At 46.1% G+C, this 26,906-nt stretch carries 23 protein-coding genes and 1 other annotated feature; of the genes, 16 read left to right on the forward strand and 7 right to left on the reverse strand.

Annotation, left to right across the window (positions count from 1 at the left end; genetic code table 11):
* The first annotated feature begins 5 nt into the window (after nt 1-5).
* The 4 genes from AC58UX_RS18445 to gnd are packed head-to-tail and all read left to right on the forward strand — an operon-like array spanning nt 6 to nt 5,095.
* A complete protein-coding gene (locus AC58UX_RS18445; RefSeq protein WP_497255312.1) occupies nt 6-1,277 on the forward strand; it encodes a nickel pincer cofactor-dependent isomerase, group 22 in 1,272 nt (423 codons plus the stop codon).
* A complete protein-coding gene (gene gntK, locus AC58UX_RS18450; protein ID WP_497255314.1) occupies nt 1,274-2,836 on the forward strand; it encodes a gluconokinase in 1,563 nt (520 codons plus the stop codon). Before AC58UX_RS18445 ends, gntK begins: the two co-directional genes overlap by 4 nt.
* A 42-nt stretch (nt 2,837-2,878) precedes the next feature.
* Nucleotides 2,879-3,646, forward strand: a complete 768-nt coding sequence (locus AC58UX_RS18455) for an SDR family oxidoreductase (RefSeq protein WP_497255316.1) — start codon at nt 2,879-2,881, stop codon at nt 3,644-3,646.
* A gap of 33 nt (nt 3,647-3,679) precedes the next feature.
* On the forward strand, nt 3,680-5,095 hold the full coding sequence (gene gnd / locus AC58UX_RS18460) for an NADP-dependent phosphogluconate dehydrogenase (RefSeq protein ID WP_497255318.1): 1,416 nt from the start codon (nt 3,680-3,682) through the stop codon (nt 5,093-5,095).
* Between the two features lie 8 nt (nt 5,096-5,103).
* On the opposite strand, the gene AC58UX_RS18465 is transcribed toward gnd, so the two are convergent.
* Nucleotides 5,104-5,418, reverse strand: coding sequence for a hypothetical protein (locus tag AC58UX_RS18465; protein ID WP_497255320.1), 315 nt, complete (start codon nt 5,416-5,418; stop codon nt 5,104-5,106).
* Between the two features lie 168 nt (nt 5,419-5,586).
* On the opposite strand from AC58UX_RS18465, the gene AC58UX_RS18470 reads away from it, so the two are divergent.
* Nucleotides 5,587-6,096: a shikimate kinase gene (locus AC58UX_RS18470; protein ID WP_497255322.1), complete on the forward strand. Its 510-nt coding sequence runs from the start codon at nt 5,587-5,589 to the stop codon at nt 6,094-6,096.
* Between the two features lie 23 nt (nt 6,097-6,119).
* Here AC58UX_RS18470 and AC58UX_RS18475 read toward each other — a convergent pair whose 3' ends face one another.
* Nucleotides 6,120-6,410, reverse strand: coding sequence for a rhodanese-like domain-containing protein (locus AC58UX_RS18475; RefSeq protein WP_497255324.1), 291 nt, complete (start codon nt 6,408-6,410; stop codon nt 6,120-6,122).
* Nucleotides 6,411-6,683: 273 nt separating this feature from the next.
* Here AC58UX_RS18475 and aroA point away from each other — a divergent pair, with 273 nt between their 5' ends.
* From aroA to AC58UX_RS18490, 3 genes are read left to right on the forward strand one after another with little or no spacing between them, the layout of a single operon-like run.
* Nucleotides 6,684-7,982, forward strand: coding sequence for a 3-phosphoshikimate 1-carboxyvinyltransferase (aroA, locus tag AC58UX_RS18480; RefSeq protein WP_497255326.1), 1,299 nt, complete (start codon nt 6,684-6,686; stop codon nt 7,980-7,982).
* A 31-nt stretch (nt 7,983-8,013) separates the two neighbouring features.
* Complete coding sequence (locus AC58UX_RS18485) at nt 8,014-8,835, forward strand: C39 family peptidase (RefSeq protein WP_497255328.1); 822 nt, start codon at nt 8,014-8,016, stop codon at nt 8,833-8,835.
* Nucleotides 8,836-8,848: 13 nt separating this feature from the next.
* Nucleotides 8,849-9,274 (forward strand): CoA-binding protein, encoded by a 426-nt coding sequence (locus AC58UX_RS18490; protein ID WP_497255330.1) that lies wholly within the window; start codon nt 8,849-8,851, stop codon nt 9,272-9,274.
* A gap of 86 nt (nt 9,275-9,360) precedes the next feature.
* On the opposite strand, the gene AC58UX_RS18495 is transcribed toward AC58UX_RS18490, so the two are convergent.
* The gene (locus tag AC58UX_RS18495; RefSeq protein ID WP_497255332.1) at nt 9,361-9,927 is read right to left on the reverse strand and encodes an NAD(P)/FAD-dependent oxidoreductase; all 567 of its coding nucleotides are present in this window, start codon (nt 9,925-9,927) and stop codon (nt 9,361-9,363) included.
* A gap of 264 nt (nt 9,928-10,191) precedes the next feature.
* On the opposite strand from AC58UX_RS18495, the gene AC58UX_RS18500 reads away from it, so the two are divergent.
* From AC58UX_RS18500 to AC58UX_RS18525, 6 genes are all read left to right on the forward strand, one after another.
* The gene (locus tag AC58UX_RS18500) at nt 10,192-12,081 is read left to right on the forward strand and encodes a glucose PTS transporter subunit IIA (protein ID WP_497255334.1); all 1,890 of its coding nucleotides are present in this window, start codon (nt 10,192-10,194) and stop codon (nt 12,079-12,081) included.
* Nucleotides 12,078-13,826 (forward strand): phosphoenolpyruvate--protein phosphotransferase, encoded by a 1,749-nt coding sequence (ptsP, locus tag AC58UX_RS18505; protein ID WP_497255336.1) that lies wholly within the window; start codon nt 12,078-12,080, stop codon nt 13,824-13,826. The genes AC58UX_RS18500 and ptsP overlap by 4 nt, the downstream gene beginning before the upstream one ends.
* A gap of 1 nt (nt 13,827) precedes the next feature.
* A complete protein-coding gene (locus AC58UX_RS18510) occupies nt 13,828-14,370 on the forward strand; it encodes a type 1 glutamine amidotransferase domain-containing protein (protein ID WP_497255338.1) in 543 nt (180 codons plus the stop codon).
* Between the two features lie 124 nt (nt 14,371-14,494).
* A complete protein-coding gene (locus tag AC58UX_RS18515; protein WP_497255340.1) occupies nt 14,495-14,902 on the forward strand; it encodes a hypothetical protein in 408 nt (135 codons plus the stop codon).
* A 183-nt stretch (nt 14,903-15,085) separates the two neighbouring features.
* Nucleotides 15,086-16,087, forward strand: coding sequence for a catabolite control protein A (gene ccpA, locus AC58UX_RS18520; RefSeq protein ID WP_497255342.1), 1,002 nt, complete (start codon nt 15,086-15,088; stop codon nt 16,085-16,087).
* A gap of 96 nt (nt 16,088-16,183) precedes the next feature.
* Entirely contained in the window at nt 16,184-16,885 is a 702-nt protein-coding gene (locus AC58UX_RS18525) for a 5'-methylthioadenosine/adenosylhomocysteine nucleosidase (protein ID WP_497255344.1), read from the forward strand.
* A 383-nt stretch (nt 16,886-17,268) separates the two neighbouring features.
* Here AC58UX_RS18525 and AC58UX_RS18530 read toward each other — a convergent pair whose 3' ends face one another.
* Together AC58UX_RS18530 and AC58UX_RS18535 are read right to left on the reverse strand one after the other, a co-directional pair.
* Nucleotides 17,269-18,456, reverse strand: a complete 1,188-nt coding sequence (locus tag AC58UX_RS18530; RefSeq protein WP_497255346.1) for an acetoin utilization protein AcuC — start codon at nt 18,454-18,456, stop codon at nt 17,269-17,271.
* Between the two features lie 68 nt (nt 18,457-18,524).
* Nucleotides 18,525-19,163 carry a GNAT family N-acetyltransferase gene (locus AC58UX_RS18535; protein ID WP_497255348.1) on the reverse strand — a complete coding sequence of 213 codons (639 nt, stop codon included), beginning with the start codon at nt 19,161-19,163 and terminating at the stop codon, nt 18,525-18,527.
* A gap of 221 nt (nt 19,164-19,384) precedes the next feature.
* Here AC58UX_RS18535 and acsA point away from each other — a divergent pair, with 221 nt between their 5' ends.
* Nucleotides 19,385-21,109, forward strand: coding sequence for an acetate--CoA ligase (gene acsA, locus AC58UX_RS18540; RefSeq protein WP_497255350.1), 1,725 nt, complete (start codon nt 19,385-19,387; stop codon nt 21,107-21,109).
* A 128-nt stretch (nt 21,110-21,237) separates the two neighbouring features.
* Here acsA and AC58UX_RS18545 read toward each other — a convergent pair whose 3' ends face one another.
* Nucleotides 21,238-24,375 carry a transglycosylase domain-containing protein gene (locus AC58UX_RS18545; RefSeq protein ID WP_497255352.1) on the reverse strand — a complete coding sequence of 1,046 codons (3,138 nt, stop codon included), beginning with the start codon at nt 24,373-24,375 and terminating at the stop codon, nt 21,238-21,240.
* A 127-nt stretch (nt 24,376-24,502) separates the two neighbouring features.
* Nucleotides 24,503-24,893: a binding site (T-box leader), on the forward strand.
* Between the two features lie 51 nt (nt 24,894-24,944).
* Between AC58UX_RS18545 and tyrS the strand changes: the two genes are divergently transcribed.
* Nucleotides 24,945-26,204, forward strand: coding sequence for a tyrosine--tRNA ligase (gene tyrS / locus AC58UX_RS18550; RefSeq protein ID WP_497255354.1), 1,260 nt, complete (start codon nt 24,945-24,947; stop codon nt 26,202-26,204).
* A 53-nt stretch (nt 26,205-26,257) separates the two neighbouring features.
* Here tyrS and rpsD read toward each other — a convergent pair whose 3' ends face one another.
* Nucleotides 26,258-26,857 carry a 30S ribosomal protein S4 gene (gene rpsD / locus AC58UX_RS18555; protein ID WP_497255356.1) on the reverse strand — a complete coding sequence of 200 codons (600 nt, stop codon included), beginning with the start codon at nt 26,855-26,857 and terminating at the stop codon, nt 26,258-26,260.
* Nucleotides 26,858-26,906: the final 49 nt, after the last annotated feature.

Genomic DNA, 26,906 nt, shown 5'->3' on the forward strand with positions numbered 1-26,906 from the left:
AGTCGATGAGTATTCTACGAGAGCTGTTAAAAGATATTCCAATTCCACAAATGGTCAAAATTCGCCAGAAGTTTGATCGTTCGATCTTGGATAATCCCCTGCAGGAGCTCGCTGATAAATTGGAAAGCAGCGGCGTTATGCCAAGCATCCTTCCAGGGCAGCATGTCGCTGTTGCAGTAGGAAGCAGAGGGATCGCGAATATCGCGGGCTTCACGAAGACAACCTTAGACGCAATTAAGGCAAGAGGCGCGCATCCTTTCATCGTACCTTGTATGGGCAGCCATGGCGGGGCAACGGCAGAAGGCCAAACGGAGGTGCTTCAGCACTTTGGTATCACTGAAGAATCGATGGGAGCTCCCATTCGTTCTTCCATGGAAGTTGTGCAAATAGATCAACTGCCGAATGGGTTGCCGGTTTATGTAGACCGCATTGCATCGGAAGCGGATGCCATTGTCGTGATCAACCGCGTTAAACCGCATACAGCATTCCGCGGTCGCATTGAGAGCGGCATCATGAAGATGATCGCAATTGGTCTTGGCAAACAAAAAGGTGCAGAAGCTTGTCATCAGCTTGGCTTTAAATACATGGCAGAGAATGTCCCTGCGATGGCGAATTTGATGATTGAGAAGCTGCCGATCGTCTTCGGCGTAGCCCTTGTAGAGAATGCTTACGACGAGACATGTCAGGTTGAAGTCTTGCCAGCAGCTGAAATTGAAGCGCGTGAGGAGCTTCTACTTGTGGAAGCAAAGTCACGTTTGCCGAAAATTTTATTTGATGAAATCGACGTTCTTGTCATTGATTATATCGGTAAAAATATTAGCGGCGACGGCATGGATCCCAACGTAACGGGACGATATCCTACGCCTTATGCACACGGCGGGCCAGAAGTGTCGAAGATGGTTGTCCTTGATTTGACACATGAAACCAAAGGGAATGCGAATGGTGTGGGTACGGCTGATTTTACGACACAACGATTGGTTGATAAGACGAACCTGGAGTTCACGTATGCCAACGGATTAACGTCAACGGTTTGTGCTCCAACGAAAATTGCGACTACGTTAGAAAATGATTTCTATGCCATCAAAGCAGCAGTGAAGACTTGTAATATCTTAGATTACACGACCTGTAAGCTTGTACGCATTCAAGATACACTTCACCTCGGTGAAATTGAAATTTCGGTAAATCTGCTTGAAGCTGCCCGTCAGCATCCGGATATTGAGATTTTATCAGAGCCTTTTGATTTATCATTCGATGCAGAGGGGAATATTTGCAAATGACGGAGAGTCAGAAGCCATATATCATTGCAGCCGATATTGGTACAACGAGCACCAAAACGCTAGTCATTGACCGGGACGGACGCGTGCTAGCTTCCCATTCCATTGAGTACCCGTTATTTACGCCTGCCGCAGATCGCGCAGAGCAGGATCCTGAACAAATCTTCGATGCAGTTGTGCAGGGGATCGGCGCTGTTGTTCGCAAGCAGGGCGTCACGCCAGAACAAGTGTTATGCGTGTCATTCAGCTCGGCGATGCACAGCATCATTGCCGTAGATGAGCGTAATAATCCGCTTACGCAATGTATTACATGGGCGGATAATCGCAGCAGCCAGTATGCGGAGGATTTGAAGTGCAGCGGGCTTGGTCAACAGATTTATGCGAGAACCGGCACGCCGATTCATCCCATGTCGCCACTGCTCAAGCTGAAGTGGTTCGGAGAGCATGAACCTGAGCTAGTCCTAAACACCCATAAATTTATCGGGATTAAAGAGTATGTGTTTGCCAAATTATTCGGTCAGTTTCTAATTGACTATTCCTTGGCGAGCGCGACCGGATTATTTAATCTCGAGCAATTGGATTGGGATACAGGTGCGTTAGCGTATGCCGGTGTAACACCGAAGCAGCTATCCACGCTTGTTCCAACGACACATCGTGTCGAAGGCTTAAGCGCGGATTATGCGGCTGTGATGGGCTTGTCCACCGAGACGCCGTTCATTGTCGGCGCTTCGGATGGTGTGCTTGCCAACCTTGGCGTAGGTGCCTTCGAGCCAGGTGTCGTGGCGGTCACCATCGGTACGAGCGGCGCTGTTCGCAGCGTCGTGAACAAACCGCAAACCGACCCCGAAGGGAAGTTATTCTGTTACGCGTTAACCGAAAACTTCTGGGTCGTTGGAGGACCAATCAACAACGGCGGCATCGTTTTCCGTTGGGTCAGAGATCAGATTGCCACAGCAGAAGCCGAGGAAGCTCGCCGCATGGGGATGGATCCTTACGATCACCTGACGGCGCTCGCGGCTGAAGTTGGTGCTGGCTCTGATGGATTGCTCTTCTTGCCATTGCTATCGGGTGAGAGAGCGCCGTATTGGAATGCTAATGCGCGCGGCGTGTACTTCGGCCTTTCGCTTAGTCATCAGAAAAAGCATATGATCCGCGCCGCCTTAGAAGGCGTTATGTTCTCCATTCAAGCCGTTGCCACTTCGTTGGAACGGATGATGGGTCCTGCTACGGTCATCCGCGCCTCCGGCGGCTTCGCTCGTTCCGAGTTCTGGCGTCAGATGATGACCGATATGCTCGGTACGGCCGTAACCGTTCCAGACTCTATTGAGAGCTCCGGAATTGGCGCAGCATTGCTTGGTCTACTCGCTATGGGTGAGATCAATGACTTATCACATGCACACAAATGGATTGGGGTAGGCAAGGCTCACGAGGTGAATGAAAACGATTATCGCGTGTATCAACAATTGACATCTATTTATACGAGCGTATATCATCAGTTAAAAGATCAATTCGACGCGATCACATCTTTTCAAAATCAGCACCTGCGGAGTCCTCAATCATAATTCAGCGTTTACCAAGCAACATTAATTGAGAGGATGACGACAATGAACTTATTCGATCTTTCTGGGAAAACAGCAGTAATTATTGGCGGTAACAGTACACTTGGTGGCTCCATGGCATTAGCCTTGGCTGGTCACGGCGCTAAAGTTGCGATCGTTGGACGTAATCAAGAGAAAAGCGAGCAGGTTCGCGAGAGCATTGCGGCAATCGGCGGCGAAGCACAGACCTTCCAAGCGGATGCAACCAAACGTGAGGATTTAGAGCAAGTCCTTAAGGAAGTTATCGCTTGGTCAGGCAGTGCGGATATTCTTATGAATTGTCCAGGTAAAAATAGTGCAACGCCTTTCTTTGACATTTCCATGGAAGAATGGGATTCTATTATGGAGGTAAATTTGAAAAGCGTCGTGTTAGCCTGCCAAGTGTTCGGGAAATACATGGTTGAACGAGGTGAAGGCGGAAGCATCATTAATATTTCATCCGTTTCCTCTGACCCACCACTTTCTCGTGTATTCACTTACTCCGCTTCTAAAGCAGCTGTGAATAATATTACACAGAACTTAGCTCGTGAGTTCGCTCCGAGTCGCGTGCGTGTGAACGCAATTATTCCTGGCTTTTTCCCAGCAGAGCAGAATCGCAAGATTTTGTCGCCAGAACGAATCGAATCCATTATGCGTCATACGCCAATGAATCGATTTGGTGAAGCTGCCGAGCTTCAAGGTGCTGCGGTATACCTGGCTTCAGAGAAAGCTTCGAGCTTTGTAACGGGAACTGTTTTGCGAGTAGATGGCGGTTTTGGCGCGATGACGATTTAACAATTTTATATATCGGAAGGGTGTATGAGAGACATGTCTAAGCAACAAATAGGTGTTGTAGGTTTAGCGGTAATGGGGAAAAACTTAGCATTGAACATCGAGAGCAGAGGCTTTACGGTATCTGTATTCAACCGTTCTGCAGAGAAAACAAACGAGCTTCTTCATGAAGCGCCAGGCAAACAACTTGTAGGTACATATAGTGTTGAGGAATTCGTACAATCCCTAGAAGTACCTCGCAAAATTTTGATCATGGTCAAAGCAGGCGGACCAACAGACGATACAATTAACCAATTGCTTCCGCATTTGGATAAAGGCGATATTTTGATCGATGGCGGAAATGCATTCTTCCCTGACACACAACGTCGCAATAAAGAGCTAGAAGCACACGGCATTCGTTTCGTTGGAACTGGTGTTTCCGGCGGTGAAGAAGGCGCGCTTAAAGGGCCTGCAATTATGCCAGGCGGACAAGAAGACGCGTATAAATTGGTAGAGCCAATCCTTACAGCGATTTCTGCTAAAGTTGGCGAAGATGCTTGCTGTACGTATATCGGACCAGATGGCGCTGGCCACTATGTAAAAATGGTGCACAACGGTATCGAGTACGGTGACATGCAGTTGATTTGCGAAGCTTACCAATTGCTGAAAGATGTACTTAACGTTAGTACAGAAGAGCTTCACGAGATTTTCACAGAGTGGAATAATGGGGAGCTGGATAGCTACCTGATCGAGATCACGCGTGATATCTTCACGAAATATGATGCTGAAACAGGCAAACCAATGGTTGACGTGATTCTGGATTCTGCAGGACAAAAGGGAACAGGAAAATGGACCAGTCAAAGTGCTCTGGACCTTGGCGTGCCGCTTTCCATTATCACAGAATCCGTATTCTCCCGTTTCATCTCCGCGATGAAGGAAGAACGCGTAGCAGCAAGCAAAGTGCTCAAAGGACCTGATGCACCAGCATTTACAGGGGATCGCAAAGCGTTTATCGAGGCTGTTCGTCAAGCTCTTTACGCAAGCAAAATTTGTTCATATGCACAAGGCTTTGCTCAAATGAGAGCAGCTTCTGAAGAATATAAATGGGATCTGAAATACGGCAGCATCGCGATGATCTTCCGTGGCGGCTGTATCATCCGTGCTCGTTTCCTTCAAAACATCAAGGATGCGTACGATCGCAATCCGGAATTGAAAAACCTGTTGCTTGATTCTTACTTCACAGACGTCGTGCACAACTACCAAGGTTCATGGAGACAAGTGGTTGCAGAAGCGGTTGCTCGCGGTATCGCAGTTCCTTCCTTCGCATCCGCACTTGCTTACTATGACAGCTACCGTACAGAAAGACTGCCGGCTAACTTGTTGCAAGCACAACGTGACTACTTCGGAGCACATACGTTCCAACGTGTGGACAAAGAAGGTTCCTTCCACTTCAACTGGATGGGTAACGAATAGGAGTAGGATTAAACCTCTTCTTGTAAGCCGTAAGCTGCTTCTCTAAGCCACATCTTCAGACGATCCGCTTCTTGATCGAAGCCGTTACGACGGTGAATGAGCATGAGAGACACTTCGGCGAAATATCGGAAATTTCTTAATAATCGTGGTTGAGTGAGACCTAGCATCATCGGGTCTTCTTCAGCCACTTTTTTCTTAATAAACTCTAGAATCCAAATGACATCCTCTTTGCATAGCGTATAGCTCGGGTGCAAAATCTGCTCCAATTTGCGTTGTGTGCGATTCGTAAAGGCGACAGTTTGGTTCAAAACAGTAGGGTTCAAAGCTCCATCTCTCCTTGTCGGCGTGGTCTCTCTAAAATCTTAACTGTTTGTGCTAGAATTTATTCACACTACTATATGATTTTTTAGTGGATTGTATTCATGTTGAAAGGGCTATGGTATGATGTTGGGAAAGTTTGTATGACTAGCATTAGGGAAAAGGGGATTTGTGTGACAGTCAGAAATATAGTACTCGTAGGTTTTATGGGAACAGGGAAGTCGACGGTAGGGAAGAAGCTTGCAGAGCGCTTAGGATGGCATTTTTGTGACTCTGACGCTGTGTTGGAAGAGGTTCAGCAGACAAGTATTTCCGAGTTGTTTCGGAATCATGGAGAAGCTCACTTTCGCGCTCTGGAAACAGAGACGCTGGCAGGTATATTAGAGAGCGAAGGACAAATTGTTGCCACGGGTGGCGGTGCGGTACTAGCTGCGGCTAACCGAGAGTGCATGCTACAGCACGGTTTTGTCGTCGCCTTGAGCGCCTCAACGGATACGATTATCCAGCGAGTCAGCGCAGATACGAATCGGCCTTTGCTGCAAGGCAATCTAGAGGAACGCGTGCATACCTTAATGGAACAAAGAAAGCATGCTTATGATTTCGCTCATTATGCCATTGATACAACGGATCTAACGGAGGAGCAAATCGCGGATCGCATTATCGCGCAAGCAGGGAAGCACTAGATTAAGAAGACAAGCTTTGCAGCTTAGTCTTCCCACTCCAGCATGCCGCCTGTCATGTTTTTGAGCCCTTTATAGCCATTTGCTTCTAAATAGCCCAGTGCACGTCCGCTGCGATTTCCACTGCGACAAACGAGGATGACTTCGTCAACTTGAGGAATCTCACTTAGACGCTCTGGCAATTGACCTAACGGAATATGTATAGCACCTTGAATCATTCCTGCTGCTACTTCATCATCTTCGCGAACGTCGATCAGCGTCAGTTTCTCGCCTTGTGCGAGTCTTGCTTTGATCTCCGATGGTAGAATTGTATCCATTCATAGGCCTCCATAAATGTAATTTAGATGTGATTTCGCAAGAAATCTCCCTACTTAGTATGATAGAAATATAACGCTCGGATGTCAAACGAAGTGCTGCATGGCCTAGCTTTTTCACGGTTAATCTGCGAGGGAAGTAGGTTTCCAAGTTAGATTTCGTATGGTACACTGTCAATAAATCTTAGGATTTCTATCATCCCACTGATGGTTGCTTCTCATGATCATCATGCCGGATATACATATAATCTACTTGCGAAGGAGTTATCAAACGACATGAAAGCCATCGTTAAACCAACCTCCCATCTTCAAGGGGAAATTAATGCGTTATCCTCCAAAAACTACACAACGCGCTACTTACTTATCGGTGCACTCGCGAATGGGACAAGCACCATCTATTATCCAGCGCATAGTGAAGATAGTGATGCCATGAGACGCTGTGTGCGTGATCTTGGTGCCATTATAGAAGAAGATGATGAGAAAATTGTGATCACAGGCTTTGGTAAAAACCCTAAGCATGTGTCTGAATTAAACGTTGGCAATGCCGGAGCGGTTTTGCGCTTTTTGATGTCCACGGCTGCTTTTTGCCCGGAAGTGACTTTCGTAAATACGTATCCAGAATCATTGGGCAAGCGTCCGCATGATGACTTAATTGATACTTTGCAGCAAATGGGTGTAGAAGTACAACATAATAACGGCCGTTTGCCGATAACTATTAAAGGCGGACAACCTCGTGGCGGTAAAATTACTGTTTCGGGTAATGTGAGCTCACAGTTCTTAAGCTCCTTGTTGTTTATGACACCTCTACTTGAAGAGGATAGTGAGATCGAAGTACTTCATGATTTAAAATCCAAAATTATTGTTGGCCAGACGCTAGAGGTATTGGCTCAGGCAGGTATAGTCGTTCATGCAAGCGAAGACTTGATGCACTACCGAATTCCAGGCCGCCAATCCTACGAAGCCAAAGAATACGTCATCCAAGGCGATTACCCAGGCTCGGCAGCTATTCTAGCTGCCGCTGCGGTAACGAACTCAGATGTGCGTGTACTTCGTTTAGAAGAAAACAGCAAGCAGGGCGAGAAGGCTTGTGTGGATGTCTTGAAGGCTATGGGCGTTAATTTAACGCATGACAATGGCGTTGTACATGTTCGCGGGAATCAAAGTCTGGTTGCTGGTGAATTTGATGGAGATCATTTTACAGATGCAGTTCTTGCGATGGTTGCGGCGGCTGTGTTCGCGGAAGGGACTTCACGCTTCTACAATGTTGAGAACCTGCGGTATAAAGAGTGTGATCGTATCACAGATTATTTGAATGAGCTTCGTAAAGCTGGGGCTGATGTAGAAGAGCGTCAGAGCGAAATTATTGTTCATGGCAAACCGCAAGGTGTTGAAGGAGGCGTCGAAATTAACGCGCACTTCGATCATCGCGTCATTATGGCCTTGACTGTGGTTGGTCTACGCTCCGAGAAGGGGTTAACGATTCGGGATGCCCATCATGTGGCCAAGTCGTATCCACAATATTTCGACCACCTGCGTTCGATCGGCGCTCAGGTTGAGCTTGTGAACGAGTCTTAGAATCACAATTACAATGAATGGGTGAGTCAGCATGAGGATTATTTGGCAAGGATTGAAGGTGACGTTTGGATTATTTCTCGTAGCAGGTCTTACATTTGCGAGCAGCGTATTTGCTGTCTTGCTGTATGCGAAGGCAACAGGGAAAGAGCCAGCCTTATTCGCGTCTGGTCCATTAGCCTCAGTAGTTGATAAACCCGTTGCAACGCCGAAGACCGCTTTAAAGCCGACACCTACACCTGCTCAAGCACCCTTAAAATCAGCTATGCTGGATGTCCCCATCGTCGGTCAGCTGCCGGAGTTGCCTGCAGGCTGTGAGGTGACAAGCCTCACGATGCTGCTGCAATTCTACGGCGTGAACAAAACGAAGATGGAGCTAGTAGCAGAAATGCCTAGAGACAGCACACCGGCATCACTTAATGCAGACGGATCTATCGGGTATTGGGGGAATCCGAATACAGGCTTTGTAGGTGATGTTACCCGTAAGCAAAGAGGCTTCGGTATTTATTCAGCTGGACTGTTTCCTCTTCTGAAGAACTACATTCCTCAAGCCATTAGTATCACAGGTGAGGCATTCGAGCTGTACGAGCAGCAAGTAGCGCGTGGCATCCCTGTCATTGTATGGACGACGATTGATTACAATCTGCCATACAAATGGGTGACTTGGGATACACCTATTGGTCCGCTTAAGACGACCTATTCCGAGCATGCAGTTGTTCTTGTTGGCTTTGATGAAACAAATGTCTACTTAAATGATCCATTGAGCGGGAAAAAGCAAGTGCAAGTGAGCAAAGCCCAGTTTGTTGAGAGTTGGAAAGCGATGGGCCAACAAGGTCTAACCTACTTGAATAAATAGGAGAGTGATCGCGATGTCATTTGAAAATCCGTCCAGGGAACACATCAAGGAATTGCTGGCTAGTGCCGGAAATATTGCTGTAGTTGGTTTATCCGATAAACCAGATCGCACTTCGTATATGGTTTCTGCAGCTATGCAAAGCCGTGGATACCGCATTATTCCTGTTAACCCGAATGCCGATGAAATTCTAGGCGAGAAATGCTATGCGTCTTTATCTGACATCCCGGAGCCGATCGATATCGTAAACGTGTTTCGACGTGCCGATCAAGTTGTACCTGTTGCTGAGGAAGCAGTTAAAGTTGGAGCGAAAGTATTCTGGCTGCAGCTTGATATCGTGAATGAAGAGGCTGGACGCATTGCCAGTGAAGCGGGCTTAGAGGTTATTATGGACCGATGCATTAAAGTGGAAGATGCGATTCTAAATCCACGTAACAACTAACGAACGAAAATCATTGGAATCAAATAAAACCGCTAGTCGAAGGCCTCTACAGGAGATCGACTAGCGGTTTTCTCATACTGTGTATGTTAAGCTTTCAAAACATCGTGATCCACATAACGCTCACCATTCAACTCACTAATGATATTGATCGCGACCTTGGCGCCATCGCCAGCTGTGATAATGGTATGCATGCTGACTCCAGCGGTTGTGCCGGCTGCCCAGACACCTTTCAGGCTTGTATTGCCTTGTGCGTCGCAGTCAACAATCGATTTGATACGCGGCTCTGTTCCTGCTTTAGTTGCGATGCCAGCAGCTTCTGCAAGCTCAACGGACAAGCCTGTTGCTAGAATGACATGTTTCCCCGTATATGTACCATTTTCAGTGGAAACTTGGAAGCCATCCTCACTTTTGACAAGCCCAGTTGCTTTGCCTTGGACGAATTCTGTGCCAAATTTAGCTGCTTGCTTTTTACCAATTTCAACTAAATCAGGTCCGCCAATAGCGTCAACACCGTAGTGATTTTCGATCCAAGCACGCTTCGTAACGCTTTGTTCATTGTCGATAACTAGCGTCTTCTTGCCAGCCTTTGCAGTGAAGAGAGCTGCGCTTGCACCTGTCGGCCCAGCGCCAATAATAATAACATCATAAGACATAACGTATTTCCTCCTAAGGTCATGAAATGGGGTACAGGTAAAGTATGACAGCTTTATAGGTACTTAGTCAACTTTTACGTATAGAATGTCGAATAACTCTGTTGGAATGGGTAATATGCGTATTTTTTTTGACAAAAGAACAAACAAGCTTTACGATTTGAGAAGAGAATCTTATGATGATGAAGGAGATACTCTTCGAATTTGCTAAAGTAGATGCTTACGAAGTCAGTTTTCTAACGAAAACTTTAAGGAGGTAGCATTCTTTTGAACTGGATGGGGAATTTACAACAGCTTGGCCGCTCCTTAATGCTGCCTACCATAGCGCTTCCTATCGCTGCTGTGCTGCTTTGTCTCGGGGATTTACCTTGGGATGTCATACATGCTTCAAGTTTTGGGGATATGCTGTCATTGGCTGGAAATACAGTTTTTGATTATATACCGATCATCTTCGCAGTTGGTGTGGCATTGGGCTTAACGGAAAGTGCTGGAATAGCTGGTTTATCTGCCATGTTAGGGTACTTCATGTTTACCCGTCTGATTGAGCATGAGCTTGGCCCGCAATTTCAATTAGGCGTTTCTGGCGGGATATTGATTGGCTTACTGGCCGCAATTATCTATCATCGCTGTAAGGAGATTAAACTCCCGGAGTACATACAATTTTTTGGCGGACCGCGGATGGTTCCACTTGTTATGGGGCTCTCCACACTGATCGCATCTTATATTATGATCGGTCTTGGCCCGTATCTTGAAACATTAATGAGTAAAATTTCAAGCGGCTTGCTGGGATTAGGCGGCTTCGGTGCATTCATTTACGGTATCGCTCATCGGCTTCTCGTTCCTTCCGGTTTGCACCATATTTTGAATAACTTTTTCTGGTTTCAAGTAGGAGCTTACGAGACACCGTCTGGTCAATACGCATATGGTGATTTGCCTCGCTTTTTTGCCGGGGATCCGTCAGCTGGCATGTATATGTCAGGCTTGTACCCGATTATGATGTTTGCTTTGCCAGCTATTGCTTTCGCGATCATCGGAGAAGCAAGGGAAGATTTGAAGCCTAAAATTAAGGCGACTTTCTTAACAGCTGCATTGGCCTCCTTTTTAACTGGTGTGACAGAGCCGATTGAATTTGCATTTTTATTTGTCGCTCCTTATTTGTTTATTATCCATGCGATCCTTTCGGGCGTTGCGATGTGGATTGCTTATGAGTTAAATATCCACCATGGCTTCTCATACTCGGCAGGGGCAATTGACTACATTATCAATTTGCATTTGTCGCACAACGGCCTCTTGTTGATTCCGATTGGTTTGGTTTATGGTTTGCTTTACTATTTCTTATTCCGTTGGGCAATTCAGAAGTTTCGAATTCCTACACCTGGTAGAGAAGAAGGCTCCTCCTTGGAAGAATGGGCAGGAGACATTCCTTATCGCTCTCCATTAATTTTGCAGGCACTTGGTGGGAAAGACAATATTAAGAAGATTGAAGCCTGTATTACCAGATTGCGACTTACACTTGTCAATGATCGTTTGATGGACATCACGGCATTAAGACACTTAGGAGCAGCAGGCGTCATACGTCTTGGAGGAGGCAATGTTCAAGTCGTGTTTGGAACATTTTCAGAGCTTATACGTGAAGAAATCATGAAAGTATTACGCAAGGATATTCATGTTGTGTTGTTTACTTCTCCCATGCAGGGGCGTATGATCCCGATCGAAGAAGTGCCAGACCGTATCTTTGCTTCGCGTCTAGTCGGTAACGGTGTTGCTTTTATTCCTGAAAAAGGTGAGTTGGTTTCACCGGTTGCAGGTACCATCATGCATATTTACCCTACGATGCATGCATTGGGGATTTTAACAGATGAAGGTCTTGAAGTACTGCTGCATATCGGAATTGATACGTCCAGCTTACCAGGGAAGTGCTTTAATGCGGTGGTGAAGGAAGGCGATCGTGTGGAAGCAGGCCAGATGCTAGTGAAATTCAATTATAACAAAGTGAAGAAATTCGCTTCTTCCTTAGCAACGCCAATGATTATTACAAATCCTGATATTGTGAAATCATGGAGTTTTGCTCCGTTTAAACCAGTCAAGAAAGGCCAAGGCTCTGTTATGTCCGTAGTCCTTAAGCCGACTAAATCCGATGGGGGGACGAACGGATGATTAGAGGTGTAGGTGCATCAGCGGGAATCGCTATGGGGCAGGCATTTGTTATCCCCACATGGGAATGGGATTTCCCCGAGAAAATGATTGATGTGACAGATTTAGCTTATGAATTCGAGCGATTATATGATGGTATACGGCACTCGAAAGATGAGCTGGAGCTAATTAAGCAAGAGATTAAAGAAGTGGTTGGGCAAGAGCAAGCGTATATTTTCGATGCGCATTTAGCCATTTTGGAAGATCCCATTTTCATGAATGAGATTCAAGGTATTATTGAGCTGCAATACAAAGCCGCAGAAGTAGCGGTCAAAGAAGTCATTGATAAATTTGTCGGCATGTTCAATCTCATTGATGATGAGTACATGAAAGAACGTGCGTTGGACATCAAAGATGTCGGTAATCGTCTCTTGAAGCATTTATTAGGAGATACAAGCTCGACGGTGCCTCCTATTGATCATCCTTATATTTTAGTGGCGAAGGAGCTTACACCATCTCAGCTGGCTCATCTGGACCCTACGAATGTGCTAGGCCTTCTGACGATTCTCGGAGGTACGCACTCGCATGTGTCGATTATGGCCAGAGCGATGTCTGTTCCTTATGTCCTTGGTCTGGAAGGGAAGCTGCTTCGTCCGATTCAAAATGGCGATTTCCTCATTATTGATGGGCAAGAAGGCACTTTGTATATTAACCCGGACAAGACGACAATTGAGCGATATCAGGCTCGTAAGAAAAATTGGCTGGAGTTCAAAGAAAGCCTGCAAGAGATTGCTGATGTAGCTCCATTGACATTAGATAAGAACTTTGTGAATTTGCATGCGAATATTAATTCCGTCATGGAAATTGACCAAGTGCTTCGTAATGGCGCTTCCGGTGTGGGGTTGTTCCGTACGGAATATCTGTACATGGATCGCGATTCATTACCTAGTGAAGATGAGCAATTCGAGGTCTATCGACACGCGGCGATGCAGCTTAAAGGGCGTCCTATTGTGATCCGCACACTGGATATTGGCGGAGATAAGAAGCTCGACTACATGCCTCTTGCCAAAGAAGATAACCCGTTCTTAGGGTATCGAGCCATCCGGATTTCGTTGGATCGTACGGATCTATTTATGACGCAGCTGAGAGCGATCTTAAGAGCTAGTCATTATGGCAATGTGAAGATAATGTACCCGATGGTGACGTCTGTTGAAGAAGTGCGTCAAGCGAAAGCGCATTTGGAAATGGCGAAGATGGAGCTTAGTAGTCTTGGTGTGCCTTTTAATGCCAATATTGAGGTTGGCCTGACGATTGAGGTTCCAGCTGCGGCTATTATCGCGGATGTACTTGCTAGCGAAGTGAATTTCATGAGTATTGGTACAAATGATCTCGTCCAATACGTATTAGCTGTGGATCGAATGAACGAGAATATCGCGCACTTATATAATCCCTATCATCCAGCCGTTATTCGAATGCTCAAACTCGTGATCGACGCAGGTAAGCGTATTGGCATTCCAGTTGGCGTCTGCGGGGAAATGGCGGGAGATATTCGGGCGCTGCCTATCTGGCTAGGATTGGGCATAGAAGAGCTGAGCATATCCGTTCAGACGCTTCTGCAGGTGAAGCATCGGTTGCTTAGTAGTGATGCCGCGACATGCAAGGCATTAGTAGATCGCATTTTATTATGCAGAACTAGTGATGAGATCTTAGAGCTGCTTGCTCAAACGGAACAAATAGAACAAACGGAATCCATTGTAGGAGGTAATTGATATGGAATTAGCTGGACTGAAAGTACTCGCTTTTGTTGATGAGGAATTTGAAGATTTGGAAATGTGGTACCCGGTTTACCGCTTGCGTGAAGCTGGAGCAACTGTAGATATCGTTGGACCTAAAGCCAAAACCGTTTACCACGGAAAATATGGTGTTCCGATCACGACAGATTATGCTTTTGACGAGGTAAAATCCTCCGATTATATCGGCCTGTACGTGCCAGGAGGCTGGGCACCTGACAAGCTTCGTCGCTACGCCGACGTTCTTAGACTTACACAGGAGTTTCATGCGGATGTGAAGCCTATTGCTCAGATTTGCCACGCTGGCTGGGTTTTGATTTCAGCTAAAATCGTAAATGGTTACACGATGACGTCTACACCTGGAATTCGTGACGATATCGAAAATGCTGGCGCAACATGGGTCGATGAAGAAGTGGTCGTTGATCGCAACATCATTTCTGGGCGTAGACCTCCTGATCTTCCTGCGTTTTCCAAGCGTTTTGTGGATGAGGTCATCTCTTTCAGCAAGCAACAGAAAAAGTAACATTCCGCTTCCAAAGGTGGCAAAAACTACTATGCGTATTTCAGAAGGAAATCTGAAGGTATCGTAGAATAACTTAGTACAAGCAACTCATGTACATGCCGCCTGTCAGTGAAGGAGTGTTAGAATGCAAAAGTATTGTAAGTGCGGACGCACGATGAACCTTCGTCTGCGTACGGTTATTTATCAAAGTAAAGTAGATATCGAGAATGTTCCGATTTATTCCTGTGAGGCCTGTGGACGAAGCGAGGTCGTACCTCATGTGAAGCCTGAGCTTACCGGTCTGATCGGTAGGTTGGGGAGCAAGCCAGAGAAGCAGCAATTCTTCTTTCATGAAGTTTCTGAGGTTGCTTTCCTGCTGTTGAAAGTAACAGAAAAAGAGCGTATGAATGATTCCATGGAGAAAATTGTGGAGGACCGCATCAATGAGCTGTTGGACATCATGCTGCTAGCGCAATCGCTAGGGGATGAGCCATGGGCTGAGGAAATCCGCAAAAGATTATCACAAATCACACAAAGCGCAATTTATACCTAAAATATGGACGGCCAATCTTGAGAAAAGGTTGGCTTTTATTCTATTTTGTAACCTTTTGAAAACAAAATGAAATTTTTTTCAAAGCATTTTCATTTTACATTGCAAGATGGATTAATTTGTCGTATCATAAACCTTAATATACTACTAGGTTCGCAGAATACTTGTGGAGTGGAGAGAGCAACCGTGACCGTAACTATTTATGATGTAGCGAGAGAAGCAGGCGTATCCATGGCAACCGTATCTCGGGTCGTAAACAATAACCCGAACGTGAAGCCGCAAACCCGTAAGAAGGTTTTTGAAGCCATTGAGCGATTGGGTTACCGACCAAACGCGGTAGCAAGAGGTTTGGCAAGTAAGAAGACAACGACAGTTGGCGTTGTTATTCCCGATATTTCCAATTCCATCTTTGCTGAAGTTGCACGTGGGATTGAAGATATAGCGAATATGTATCATTACAATATTATTTTGTGTAATGCAGACAAGAAGAAAGAGAAAGAAATTCGCGTTATTAATACGTTACTTGAAAAACAAGTGGACGGGCTGCTCTTCATGGGCGGTGTTGTAACCGAAGAACATATCCAAGCGTTCCGTACTTCATCCGTTCCAGTTGTACTTTGCGGTACGAAGGATGAGAATCAAGTGATGGCTTCCGTTGATATCGATCATGAGATGGCTGCATTTGATGCTGTGAATGTTCTGATCGCTGCTGGGCATCGTGACATTGCGATGATCTCAGGAACGCTGCAGGATCCTGCGAATGGTTTTGCAAGATACCAAGGCTACAAGCGTGCGCTTGAAACGGCTGGTATTCCAGTACGTGATGAGTATGTGCGAATTGGCAACTATCGATACGAATCCAGTGTGGATGCGGTCAACTATTTCTTGGAGCTTTCACCAAGACCTTCCGCGATTTTCTCTGCAACAGATGAAATGGCGATTGGCGCTATCCATACGATTCAAGATAATGGTCTTCGCGTTCCAGAAGATATCGCCGTCATTAGTGTGGACAACATCCGCATGGCGTCTATGGTAAGACCGACATTGACGACTGTAGCGCAACCGATGTATGATATCGGTGCTGTGTCGATGAGACTTCTAACAAAGTTGATGAATAAAGAGTCAACAGATAATATGCAAGTCATTTTGCCGCACGAAATCATTAACCGTCATTCGGTTAAAGCTTAAACTTAAATGAAAAATAAACCTCTAATCGTGTCATTCCTTTATGGAAGAGGCGCGGTAGAGGTTTTCTCATGTAAGAAGAGAGAGAGGAAACTAATTATGACGTGGAACAAAATTGCTCTTATCGGGGCGATGAATGAGGAAATTGAGCTGCTCGTGGCTCACATGACAGATGTGCGTGAGTCTGTAAAAGCGGGGATTACGTTCAGAGAAGGAACGTACTTTGGTAAAAATGTCGTCGTATGCCGTACAGGTGTAGGCAAAGTAAATGCTGCGGTTACAACGCAAATCCTGATTGATCAATTTGGGGTAGAAGCTGTTATTTTCACTGGCGTTGCAGGGGCGTTGGATCCTGAGCTGCAGATTGGTGATCTTGTTATTTCTACAGAATGTGTTCAGCATGATATGGATGTGACGGCACTTGGCTTCCCACGTGGTGTTATTCCTTACGCTGATAATTCCGTTTATGTGGCGGACAGCAAGCTCGTTGATTTAGCAGTAGCTTCAGGCGAGAAACTGTTTGCAGGTAAAGTGAAGAAGGGCAGGGTATTGTCTGGCGATCAGTTTATTGCAAGCCGAGAAGTGGTAGCTAGCCTTCATCAAGAATTGAACGGCGTTTGTGTTGAGATGGAAGGTTCTTCGGTTGCTCAGGTTTGTGCGATGAATGGCATTCCTTACGTTGTTCTACGTTCCATGTCCGACAAAGCCGATGGCTCTGCGCATGTGAATTTCGCGGAGTTTACTGTGATTGCTTCGGAGAATTCGTATAAAATGGTGGAAGAAATGGTTAAGCAGCTGTAAGGCTGCTTCTCATGATAAAAAGCTCAGAGCATCGCCGAATGGCGGGTTCTGAGCTTTTTTTACTAAAAATAGAAGAGAGCGTACCCCTTAGTTATGTTGGTTCATAGGTGAAAGAGTAGAAGTGCAAAAGCAGAAGTGCAAAAGTGCAGAAGAGCATCCTTTTCAGGGGTATTCACGTAAATGTTTTAAATAAATGCAAAAAGGCATCCTTTGGAGGCGAAAATGTCTCGACAGGGCTGAAAACACAAAAATTGATGCCTATTTGCATCAATTTTAGTTGAAAACGTGTATTTCTTAGAAAAAAGTTGCACTTTTGCATTTCTAAACAGAAGGAGAAGGACAAACGAGCAATCTTGAGGTTCCCACTAAACGCTAATCAAAACTTATTTCAAATACATCATCGCGAGTTCCTTCGTCTGCCGATTTTTCTCGGTAATCACTTGGCGCCTTGGAATCGGCGCCCACGTTTCAACCGGGTCGAGCCACGTCTCCACGAGTGGGACGGGGCTCTTGCCTTGCCAGGCGTCCAGCCACGCCTGGGGCAGCCTCAGCTGGGGCTCCGCCTCCAGCTGATCCAAGATCGCCTGCTCGCTCATCACGAGCCAGAGCAGGCTCCAAGCCCGCGGTACGACACGCCAGATGTCGTACCCGCCCCCCCCGAGCGCGACCCACCGACCTTCGCACCATTGGTGCGCAAGTCGATGGATAAGCTCGGGCATAGCTTTGTACACGCGCATGGAGCAATGCACATGCGCGAGCGGGTCGAAAGCATGGGCGTCGCACCCATGCTGCGAGATAATGACGTCCGGCTGGAAGCGGGCGATCAGCGCGGTTAGCACCTCGCTGAAGCACTCCAGCCAGGAGTCATCCTCGGTGTATGGCTCCACCGGTATGTTCACGCACGTGCCGAACGCGTCGCCTTCTCCGCGCTCATTCACAGCGCCGGTGCCGGGGAATAAATATTTCCCCGTCTCGTGGATGGAGAGCGTGCCGACCTGCGGGTCGGCGTAGAAGCTCCACTGCACGCCATCACCGTGATGCACGTCGGTGTCGATGTAGAGCACCTTGGCGCCGTACTTCTCTTTGGCATAGGCGATGGCTGCGGATGCGTCGTTATAGACGCAGAAGCCCGCGCCCTTGCTCTGCAGGGCGTGGTGGAGGCCGCCGCCTAAATGCAAAGCGTGCGGGGCTTGCCCGGACATAACGAGATCTACGGCCAGGATCGAGCCGCCTACAACCTTTGCTGTGATGTCATGCATCCCAGGGAAGAAGGGGGTGTCGTCCGTGTCCAACCCGAATCGGGTTGCTTCACGCACCCAACGTTCGTCAGGCACCGGCTCGCTTAGCGCTTTCACAGCCTCGATATAAGGGGCAGCATGCACCCGTAATAGATCGGCGTCTGTCGCTGGGTTGGCAGTGAGCACGGCGCCGCCTTGGAGTGCGCCAGACTTGCGCAGCAGATCAACCGTCATGATAAGGCGATCTTGATTGAAGGGATGGTTATCATTAAATTTATATTGAATTTCTTGGTCATCATAGATAAAAACAGGTTGCGTAAACTTCTTGTTCATATTCCAAATTCCCCCGAATTGGCTAACAATTTCGTTTATAGATCTGCTACTAACTGGACCCCATGATGCTAATACATAAAGCGCTGCTGAAAACGCACGCGATCGAATTGCTCAATGGACGAGATTGGCACTTTCTTCCCGATTCTTACCATGAGGCAGTTGGCGGGATGCGAGCATATTTCCGGATCATCCGTCGCAAACCAGATCATATCAACGCTTTTCATCAGCTTCTCCATCATTTGACGATATTCCCAAACTGTTAATTTACTGTTTTCCAAATCCCAATGCCAATAATATTCCGTTGTGAAGCAAATGACATTTTCCATTTGTTCGCCTTCAAAGGCGAGCTGGATCATCTTTTTGCCTAAACCCATCGATCTGTAATCATCCGCGACTTCAATGGCGCCGAGTTCAATTAAATCCTTCATATTGCCCTGAGACCAACGCTCAATTTCGTCTGCATAATGGAACGTGACGTAACCTACAATGGTGGATCCGTCCCTTGCAAGAATGATTCGCCCTTCAGGTAACCCTGCAATCTCGATAAGAGCTTCGTGCTGTTCTTTGGGTCGACGGAAGGCGTCAAGTTTCGCGTGCATCGTAAGATCCTGCAGTTTTTCAGGTGGAATGGGGCCCTCAATAATAATTTCTGGTTGATCAGGAGCACTGCGCAAGCTTTGTGAGTGGTAAATTTTGATATGCTGCATAACCTTGGCTCTCCTTCTAAAAAACAGCATGATGGGCATTTCCTTTACGAGGTTTCATAGTATTTATATACCAAACTTTGGGGTGAAATCATAGTAAAACTTAAACGTAGGCGAATTTTTCTGAGTGTGTTATAATAGAACATGTCAAAAATCGATCACATTTTGCTCGAATTCATCAGTAAAGTGAAAGCGGTTTATCTCGTGAGGAGGGTTTTACGTTTATGGATCAACTCAATAATGAACTCATTAAATCAGTATCCCTTAATCCTAACATGGCAAATTACGAACAAACACATGCGACATTTGATTGGAAAGACATCGAGAAAAACTTTTCCTGGTACGAAACAGGCAAAGTGAATATGGCCTATGAGGCCATTGACCGTCATGCGGAAGGCGGGAAGCAGGACAAAATCGCTTTATATTACAGCGACAGCACGCGTGATGAAGCGATTACATTTGGGCAAATGAAAGAAAGATCCAATCAGTTTGGAAATGTGCTTAGAGGCCTTGGCATCGGTAAAGGTGAAAGAGTTTTCATTTTCATGCCGCGGACGCCTGAGCTGTACTATTCTTTACTTGGATCTTTAAAAGTAGGCGCGGTTGTAGGCCCGCTTTTTGAAGCATTTATGGAAACAGCGGTGAAAGACCGTTTGGCAGATAGCGAAGCTGTAGCCATTATCACGACACCTAGTCAGCTATCTCGTGTACCTTACAATGATCTCCCGCATTTGAAGCATGTAATCCTTGTAGGCGAGAATATTGAATTAGGCGAAGGACAAGTTGATTACTATAAAGAAATGGCGAGCGCTTCCACAGAGCTTGAAATTGAATGGTTGGACCGTGAAGATGGATTAATTATTCATTATACATCCGGATCAACAGGGAAGCCGAAAGGCGTATTCCACGTTCAAAATGCGATGCTTCAGCACTATTATACAGGTCAAATTGTTCTTGATCTTAAAGAAGACGACATCTACTGGTGTACGGCTGATCCAGGTTGGGTAACAGGTACTTCCTACGGAATCTTCGCTCCATGGTTGAATGGCGCGACGAATGTTATCCGCGGAGGACGTTTTAGTCCACAAGATTGGTATAATACACTTCAGAAATATAAAGTTACTGTCTGGTACAGTGCGCCAACTGCATTCCGCATGTTGATGGGGGCTGGCGACGATGTTTCAGCTGCGTACGATTTGTCAGCGCTTCGCCACGTATTGAGCGTGGGTGAGCCATTAAACCCAGAAGTTGTTAGATGGGGAATGAAAGTTTACAACCAACGTATTCATGATACATGGTGGATGACGGAAACTGGCGGACAGTTGATTTGTAACTATCCATCAATGACGATCAAACCAGGCTCCATGGGTCGTCCAATTCCAGGTGTGGATGCTGCTATTATTGATGATGCGGGGAACGTTCTGCCTCCGAATCGGATGGGGAACCTTGCGATCAAGACACCTTGGCCATCCATGATGCGTAAAATTTGGAACAACCCTTCCAAATATGAAGAGTACTTCCGTTTAACGGGCTGGTACGTTTCCGGTGATTCCGCTTATCAAGATGAGGATGGCTACTTCTGGTTCCAAGGCCGTGTTGATGACGTTATTAACACTGCAGGTGAGCGAGTGGGTCCTTTCGAAGTTGAAAGCAAGCTTGTCGAGCATCCAGCCGTTGCAGAAGCAGGGGTAATTGGGAAGCCAGACCCTATGCGCGGTGAAATCATCAAAGCGTTTATCGCGTTGCGTGAAGGCTTCGTAGCTTCCGACGAACTGAAAGCTGAAATCTCGAAGTTCGTGAAGGAAGGGCTTTCAGCCCATGCAGCACCGCGTGAAATTGAATTCAAAGATAAACTGCCTAAGACGCGCAGCGGAAAGATCATGCGTCGTGTACTTAAAGCGTGGGAGTTAAACCTTCCGACTGGTGACTTGTCAACGATTGAAGATTAATTGATGAAAAGCTTTCTCAGCACCCTGTGAGGTGTTGAGAAAGCTTTTTATGTTTATCGGAAGTTCGGCGAAAATGACGACCTATTAAATCAAAAATGACCTGGCCACCGGCCAGGTCATTCCTAACATTATTTATTATAAGCAATTGTAGCAGAGAACTTAGACTCACCGGCATCATTAATGGCTGTTACTTTGTAATAACCATTGAATGCTGCGGCAAAGTAATGGAATTCCGTACCATTTTCAACCGTACCTAATTTCATAAACGTGCCTTTTTCTTTATCGCTAAAGTACACGACATATTGTTTGACTTTGTCCTTGGCATCATTGGCTTTCCAAGATAGGACAAGAGAGGTGACCTCTGCTTTGGCTTTAATGCCGGTTGGGGCAGCAGGTGCATCCTTCGAGACTGGTTTGCCAGTGTTATTGCCAGTTCCGCCGTTCGTTGTTCCCGGTGAAGGAGACGTAAGATCCGTTAGCGGATTGCCAGTGCCACCTACGCCTGGGAGGATCAAGGAATCTAAGGTAGTGCCATCCGTATAGGAAGATCGGCTTGGCGTAGATTCTTTACCGGCAACGTCTACTGCGGTTACGTAGTAGCCAACTGTTGCAGCTGTTTGAAGTTGATCCACAAATTTCGCTTCGGCGCCTGCAAGCACGACTTTGCCGCCCATGAGCTGGAATTTGCCTTGATTATCCGAACGGTAAATACGGTAGCCAACAATATCCGCATCGGTGTTCGGTTGGAACGTAATTGTCGCCGTATCACCGGCTTTGACTGTCGCGACGTTGACTGGCGCTGGTGGCACTTTGCCATCATCCACCCTTGGATCAAGATCGGATGGTGCATCAACATCGTAATCTTCTGGCTTATAGAATTCGATAGGCTTTCTGCTTTTTTCAGGCAGCTTCTGCATGGCTTCATCGATTTCTTTTAACAATTGCGTGATGGATTTTTGTCGTTTGATAACGACTTTCTCCTCCACGAAATCAGCCGGTGTTGTTTCTTGGGCGACATAATTGAGCCCGTTTAGTGAACTGATTTTCATTTTAACCATGACATTATCGGTTTGTGTTGGCAAAAACTTTTTGTTGAAAATATCTGTTACTACATGATTAGAGCCTGTCGTTAGTTCACTCGGAAGCATGCCGGATAAACTGGAGACTGTAGCTGAAACGATACCATCCGGCTTAGCAAACGTCTTGTTCGCGAAAAGCTCTGGTTTTTGCTCGATTGTTTTATTCATGATTAGCGCCCAGACATCTTTAGCATGGTTCGTTTGACCCGTTTTAGATGACAGCTTATTAATCGGCTGATCATAACCAATCCACACGCCTACTGTAATATCAGGAGTAAAGCCCATGAACCAAGCGTCGGCATCATCCTGCGTGGAACCCGTTTTTCCAGAGATTTCGATTTTGCCATAGGATTTGAATTTCTTCATCAGGTCAGCGGCCGTTCCTTGGCTAGCGTTGCTAATGACTGTTTTCATCATATCCGTGATAAGGTACGCACTTTGCGGTGAATACACCGTTTGAGGCTTCTGTTCATGAGCGTAAATGGTTTTGCCATTCGAATCTTTAATTTCACGAATTAAGTACGGCGCATTAAATACGCCTTTATTCGGAATCGAAGCGTAAGCACCTGCTAATTCCTTAACAGAGGTACCGCGGCTCAAACCGCCGATAACTCCTGTTTGTGCGGCATTGTCTTCTTTGGTAAGCGACGTAATGCCTAGTTTCTTAGCAAAGTCCCATGCCTGTGTGATGCCGACCTTATTGAGAAACACATCGATAGCAGGGATGTTATAGGACTGATTTAACGCTCTGCGCGCTGTCATCAAGCCATGGAACTTATGGTCCCAGTTCTCAGGGAGATGGAAGCCTTTGACGCCGTCTTTGAGGATGATCGGAATATCATCTACAATGCTGGCAGGCTGCAAGACCCCTTTTTCCAGCGCAGGGATGTAAGCGGCAATTGGCTTCATCGTTGATCCTGGCTGTCTGTACGCTTGCGTCGCGTGATTGAGCTGCTCATCGAAGAAGTCGCGGCCTTCAATCATGCCTTTGATCGCTCCCGTTTTGGAATCAATCATGATGGCGCCTACTTGCTCAATACCGCCTTTTTTCTCATCCGTAGGGGCAAAGTTCTTGTCATTGCTCGAAATTTCATGCATTGAATCATAAATCGTTTTATCAATCGTTGTGTAAATTTGATAACCGCCGCGTAATAGCTGGGTATGTATGTTTTTAAGAGCTTCATTATAAGCGGTTTGGTTCGTCTTTGGATCAAGCGTTGGATTTTGAAGCTTCAATAAGATTTCTGCGGCTTCTTGCTCAGTCTCGATCATCAGATAAGGGTACGTTGTGTACGCTTTTTGAGCAGCTGCAGGCATCGACGCTTTTAAATCGAATTTCAAAGCATCTTGATATTGATCGTTCGTAATTTTGTTCTCTTCCAACATACGCTTCAATACTAATTGCTGTCTGGTGACTGCTTTTTTATAGCCTTCCTCGTCGAAAGCGGGCTTGCTTGTAAAAGCCGAGTATTGCGAAGGGGATTGTGGCAATCCAGCTAAGTACGCAGCTTGCGCAGTGTTCAATTTGCTCAAGTCGTCAATGTTGAACAAGCCTTTCGCAGCAGCTTTGATCCCGTATAAATTGTAACCTGTTGCTCCATTGCCGTAAGGGATTTTGTTTAAATAAGCTAGCAAAATTTCATCTTTCGACATGATACGTTCCATTCGAAGTGCAAGCAGTAATTCTCTCGCTTTACGGCCGTCATCACGATCTAACGTAAGGAATACACGCCTAGCCAGCTGCTGCGTGATGGTGCTGCCGCCGGTTTGCACATCCTCATTCAGAAGCTTCTGAGTGACCGCACGGTACAGTCCGCGAAAATCGATGCCGCGATGATTGTAGAAATCCTTATCCTCAATGGCAAGGACTGCATCTAGCAGGTTCTGCGGGATGTCGTCAAGCTGTGCAAGACGTCGATCTTCTTCTGTACGCAGTTGCCCAATGACCGCATCATCATTGAAATAAGCAAAGCCCGTGATCGCATTCTCTTGCATTTGCTGGCGAATCGCTTCTTCGCTGCGGATCGGATCTTTCTTCACGAGTGCACTAACATATCCGAAAGCGGCGGATCCACCGAGCAGGCCTGCCAAAAAGACGCAGACGATGGCCCATTTTAAGGTAATCCCAGTTACTTTAAGTGTTGTTCTAACCCAGGGGCGATTCCATTTCGCGAAAAAATTGCGCATAAGTTCCAATATCCTCCTTACATGAACCCTAATAGTATACCATAATTGCACCTTTTGCGGTAATGCTACTGGAAGAAAGGTGCAGTTCGAGGTTTGACAAGCATCGGAATCCTGTGTTATAACAAGATCACATGCGTTGATGGATCAGCAGTAGGTAGCTTGTGGATGCTTTCAGAGAGCCGGTGGAGGGTGCGAACCGGTACCTGCAAGTTAGTGAATTACGGTCTTGAGCAGTAAATGGGAACCTGCAGGAATGTGCCTGCACAAGTAGTATTTACCGATTAAACCTCGTTATCGGTTCTTGAGTGAAAATAGCATGCCGTGCCTACGACTTTGGTTACCACAATAGAAAGTATAAGTTTTCGGCTTCTGAAAACGTCTTTCTATTTGGCAATAAAACCATCATCTAAACGCGGTCGCTCATCTTTGAATGGCCTCGATAGAGGTTTTCTCATAGATGTACGTAACTGCTGTTTTAATTAGGGTGGTACCGCGAGTTAAGTCTTCTCGTCCCTTTGGGATAAGAAGGCTTTTTTGTTTTTCATTTTATAAATAAAGGATGGTTGAAGATGAGTATTCTGAAGGATTTAGAGTTTCGTGGGTTGCTGCATCAAATTACAGATCGAGAAGGTTTGGATAAAAAGTTAAGTGAAGAGCGCGTTGTCCTTTATTGCGGCTTTGACCCGACAGCAGATAGCTTGCATATCGGCAGTTTGCTTCCGATTTTAACCTTGAGACGATTCCAGCTTGCAGGTCACATTCCATTGGCATTAGTTGGCGGCGGAACGGGACTTATTGGTGATCCGAGCGGTAAGGCGAACGAACGTACGTTGAATGGGCCAGAAGTTGTTGAAGCGTGGTCGCAAAGCATTAAAAATCAACTTTCTCGTTTTCTAGATTTCTCAACAAACCTTGAGAACAGTGCTGAGCTTGTGAACAATTACGATTGGTTAGGTTCTTTGAATGTGATTGAATTCCTGCGTGATGTGGGCAAAAACTTTACAGTGAACTACATGCTCGCTAAAGATTCTGTAGATTCGCGTATTACAAAAGGGATTTCGTTCACGGAATTCAGCTACATGATTCTTCAATCGTATGATTTCCTAAAACTAAATGAAACGAAAAATTGTTCCTTACAAATTGGCGGAAGCGATCAATGGGGCAATATTACGGCAGGGCTTGAGCTCATTGGCAAATCTACCGATCGACGTGCTTTTGGTGTGACGCTGCCGCTTGTGACGAAGAGCGATGGTCAGAAGTTCGGTAAAACAGAAGGCGGAGCGATCTGGTTGGATGCAGATAAAACATCACCATACCAATTCTACCAGTTCTGGTTAGGGACAGCAGATAATGATGTCATTCGATTCTTGAAATATTTCACGTTTGAATCCCATGAGGAAATTGGGCGTCTGGAAGCTGAAGTACAAGCTCAGCCAGAAAAAAGAGAGGCTCAAAAAGTACTAGCTCGGGAAGTGACGAAGCTTGTACATGGGGGGGAAGCGTTAGAAAGTGCGCTTAACATTACTTCGGCTTTGTTCAGTGGAGATATTCAATCGTTGTCACGTTCGGAAATTGAAGAAGCCTTCAAGGATGTTCCATCGACGACTTTGGAGCAAGAGGATGTTGCTCTAATTGATCTTCTAATTTCAGTGGGTGCTGCCCCGTCTAAACGTCAAGCGCGTCAAGACATTGAAAGCGGAGCTGTAACGGTGAATGGCGTTAAGGTGACGGATCTTGAAGCGACGACGAACCAGTTAGGTCGCCTTGGTGATTCCTATCTCATTATCCGCCGCGGCAAAAAGAATTACTTCCTCGTCAAATTTGCTTAATTGGACGCAACAAAATAACCCCCTTAGGGAAATCCCTAAGGGGGTTGCTTTTATTAACGGCTGTAGAACTCGACGATTTGTTTTTCGTCAATTTCTTGTGGAAGCTCTGAACGTTCTGGTAAACGGATATATTTACCTTCTAGAGCTGCATCGTTAAACTCAAGGTAAGTTGGAAGGTAGTTACGGTTAGCAAGAGCTTCTTTCACAGTGGAAAGGCCTTTGCTTCTTTCACGAAGTGAAATTACATCACCAGTGGAAACGATGTAAGAAGCGATATCAACTTTTTTACCGTTCACAGTTACGTGACCGTGGGAAACGAGTTGACGAGCACCTGCACGGGAGTTGGAAAGACCAAGACGGTATACCAAGTTGTCTAGGCGGCTCTCAAGCAACGCCATGAAGTTTTCACCAGCAATACCTTTAAGCTTGGAAGCTTTGTCGAACAAGTTGCGGAATTGTTTTTCGTTCAAACCGTACATATGACGAAGCTTTTGCTTCTCGTTCAATTGTACGCCGTAACCGCTCATTTTTTTACGTTGTCCTGGGCCATGTTGACCTGGAGGGAATGGGCGTTTCAAGTCTTTTCCGTTACCGCTCAAGGAAATACCAACGCGGCGGCTTAGTTTAAATTTAGGTCCTGTATAACGTGACATTTTGGGAAAACTCCTTCTCATGACAATTAGTTTAGTAATAGCATCTAGA

The organism is Paenibacillus sp. J22P90, assembly GCF_059692195.1.

Excerpts from the sequence above, each read along its gene's own strand:
- AC58UX_RS18445 (WP_497255312.1), top strand. The coding sequence starts at position 6 with ATGAGTATTCTACGAGAGCTGTTAAAAGATATTCCAATTCCACAAATG.
- gntK (WP_497255314.1), top strand. The coding sequence starts at position 1,274 with ATGACGGAGAGTCAGAAGCCATATATCATTGCAGCCGATATTGGTACA.
- AC58UX_RS18455 (WP_497255316.1), top strand. The coding sequence starts at position 2,879 with ATGAACTTATTCGATCTTTCTGGGAAAACAGCAGTAATTATTGGCGGT.
- gnd (WP_497255318.1), top strand. The coding sequence starts at position 3,680 with ATGTCTAAGCAACAAATAGGTGTTGTAGGTTTAGCGGTAATGGGGAAA.
- AC58UX_RS18475 (WP_497255324.1), bottom strand. The coding sequence starts at position 6,410 with ATGGATACAATTCTACCATCGGAGATCAAAGCAAGACTCGCACAAGGC.
- aroA (WP_497255326.1), top strand. The coding sequence starts at position 6,684 with ATGAAAGCCATCGTTAAACCAACCTCCCATCTTCAAGGGGAAATTAAT.
- AC58UX_RS18485 (WP_497255328.1), top strand. The coding sequence starts at position 8,014 with ATGAGGATTATTTGGCAAGGATTGAAGGTGACGTTTGGATTATTTCTC.
- AC58UX_RS18490 (WP_497255330.1), top strand. The coding sequence starts at position 8,849 with ATGTCATTTGAAAATCCGTCCAGGGAACACATCAAGGAATTGCTGGCT.
- AC58UX_RS18495 (WP_497255332.1), bottom strand. The coding sequence starts at position 9,927 with ATGTCTTATGATGTTATTATTATTGGCGCTGGGCCGACAGGTGCAAGC.
- ptsP (WP_497255336.1), top strand. The coding sequence starts at position 12,078 with ATGATTAGAGGTGTAGGTGCATCAGCGGGAATCGCTATGGGGCAGGCA.
- AC58UX_RS18510 (WP_497255338.1), top strand. The coding sequence starts at position 13,828 with ATGGAATTAGCTGGACTGAAAGTACTCGCTTTTGTTGATGAGGAATTT.
- AC58UX_RS18515 (WP_497255340.1), top strand. The coding sequence starts at position 14,495 with ATGCAAAAGTATTGTAAGTGCGGACGCACGATGAACCTTCGTCTGCGT.
- AC58UX_RS18525 (WP_497255344.1), top strand. The coding sequence starts at position 16,184 with ATGACGTGGAACAAAATTGCTCTTATCGGGGCGATGAATGAGGAAATT.
- AC58UX_RS18530 (WP_497255346.1), bottom strand. The coding sequence starts at position 18,456 with ATGAACAAGAAGTTTACGCAACCTGTTTTTATCTATGATGACCAAGAA.
- AC58UX_RS18535 (WP_497255348.1), bottom strand. The coding sequence starts at position 19,163 with ATGCAGCATATCAAAATTTACCACTCACAAAGCTTGCGCAGTGCTCCT.
- acsA (WP_497255350.1), top strand. The coding sequence starts at position 19,385 with ATGGATCAACTCAATAATGAACTCATTAAATCAGTATCCCTTAATCCT.
- AC58UX_RS18545 (WP_497255352.1), bottom strand. The coding sequence starts at position 24,375 with ATGCGCAATTTTTTCGCGAAATGGAATCGCCCCTGGGTTAGAACAACA.
- tyrS (WP_497255354.1), top strand. The coding sequence starts at position 24,945 with ATGAGTATTCTGAAGGATTTAGAGTTTCGTGGGTTGCTGCATCAAATT.
- rpsD (WP_497255356.1), bottom strand. The coding sequence starts at position 26,857 with ATGTCACGTTATACAGGACCTAAATTTAAACTAAGCCGCCGCGTTGGT.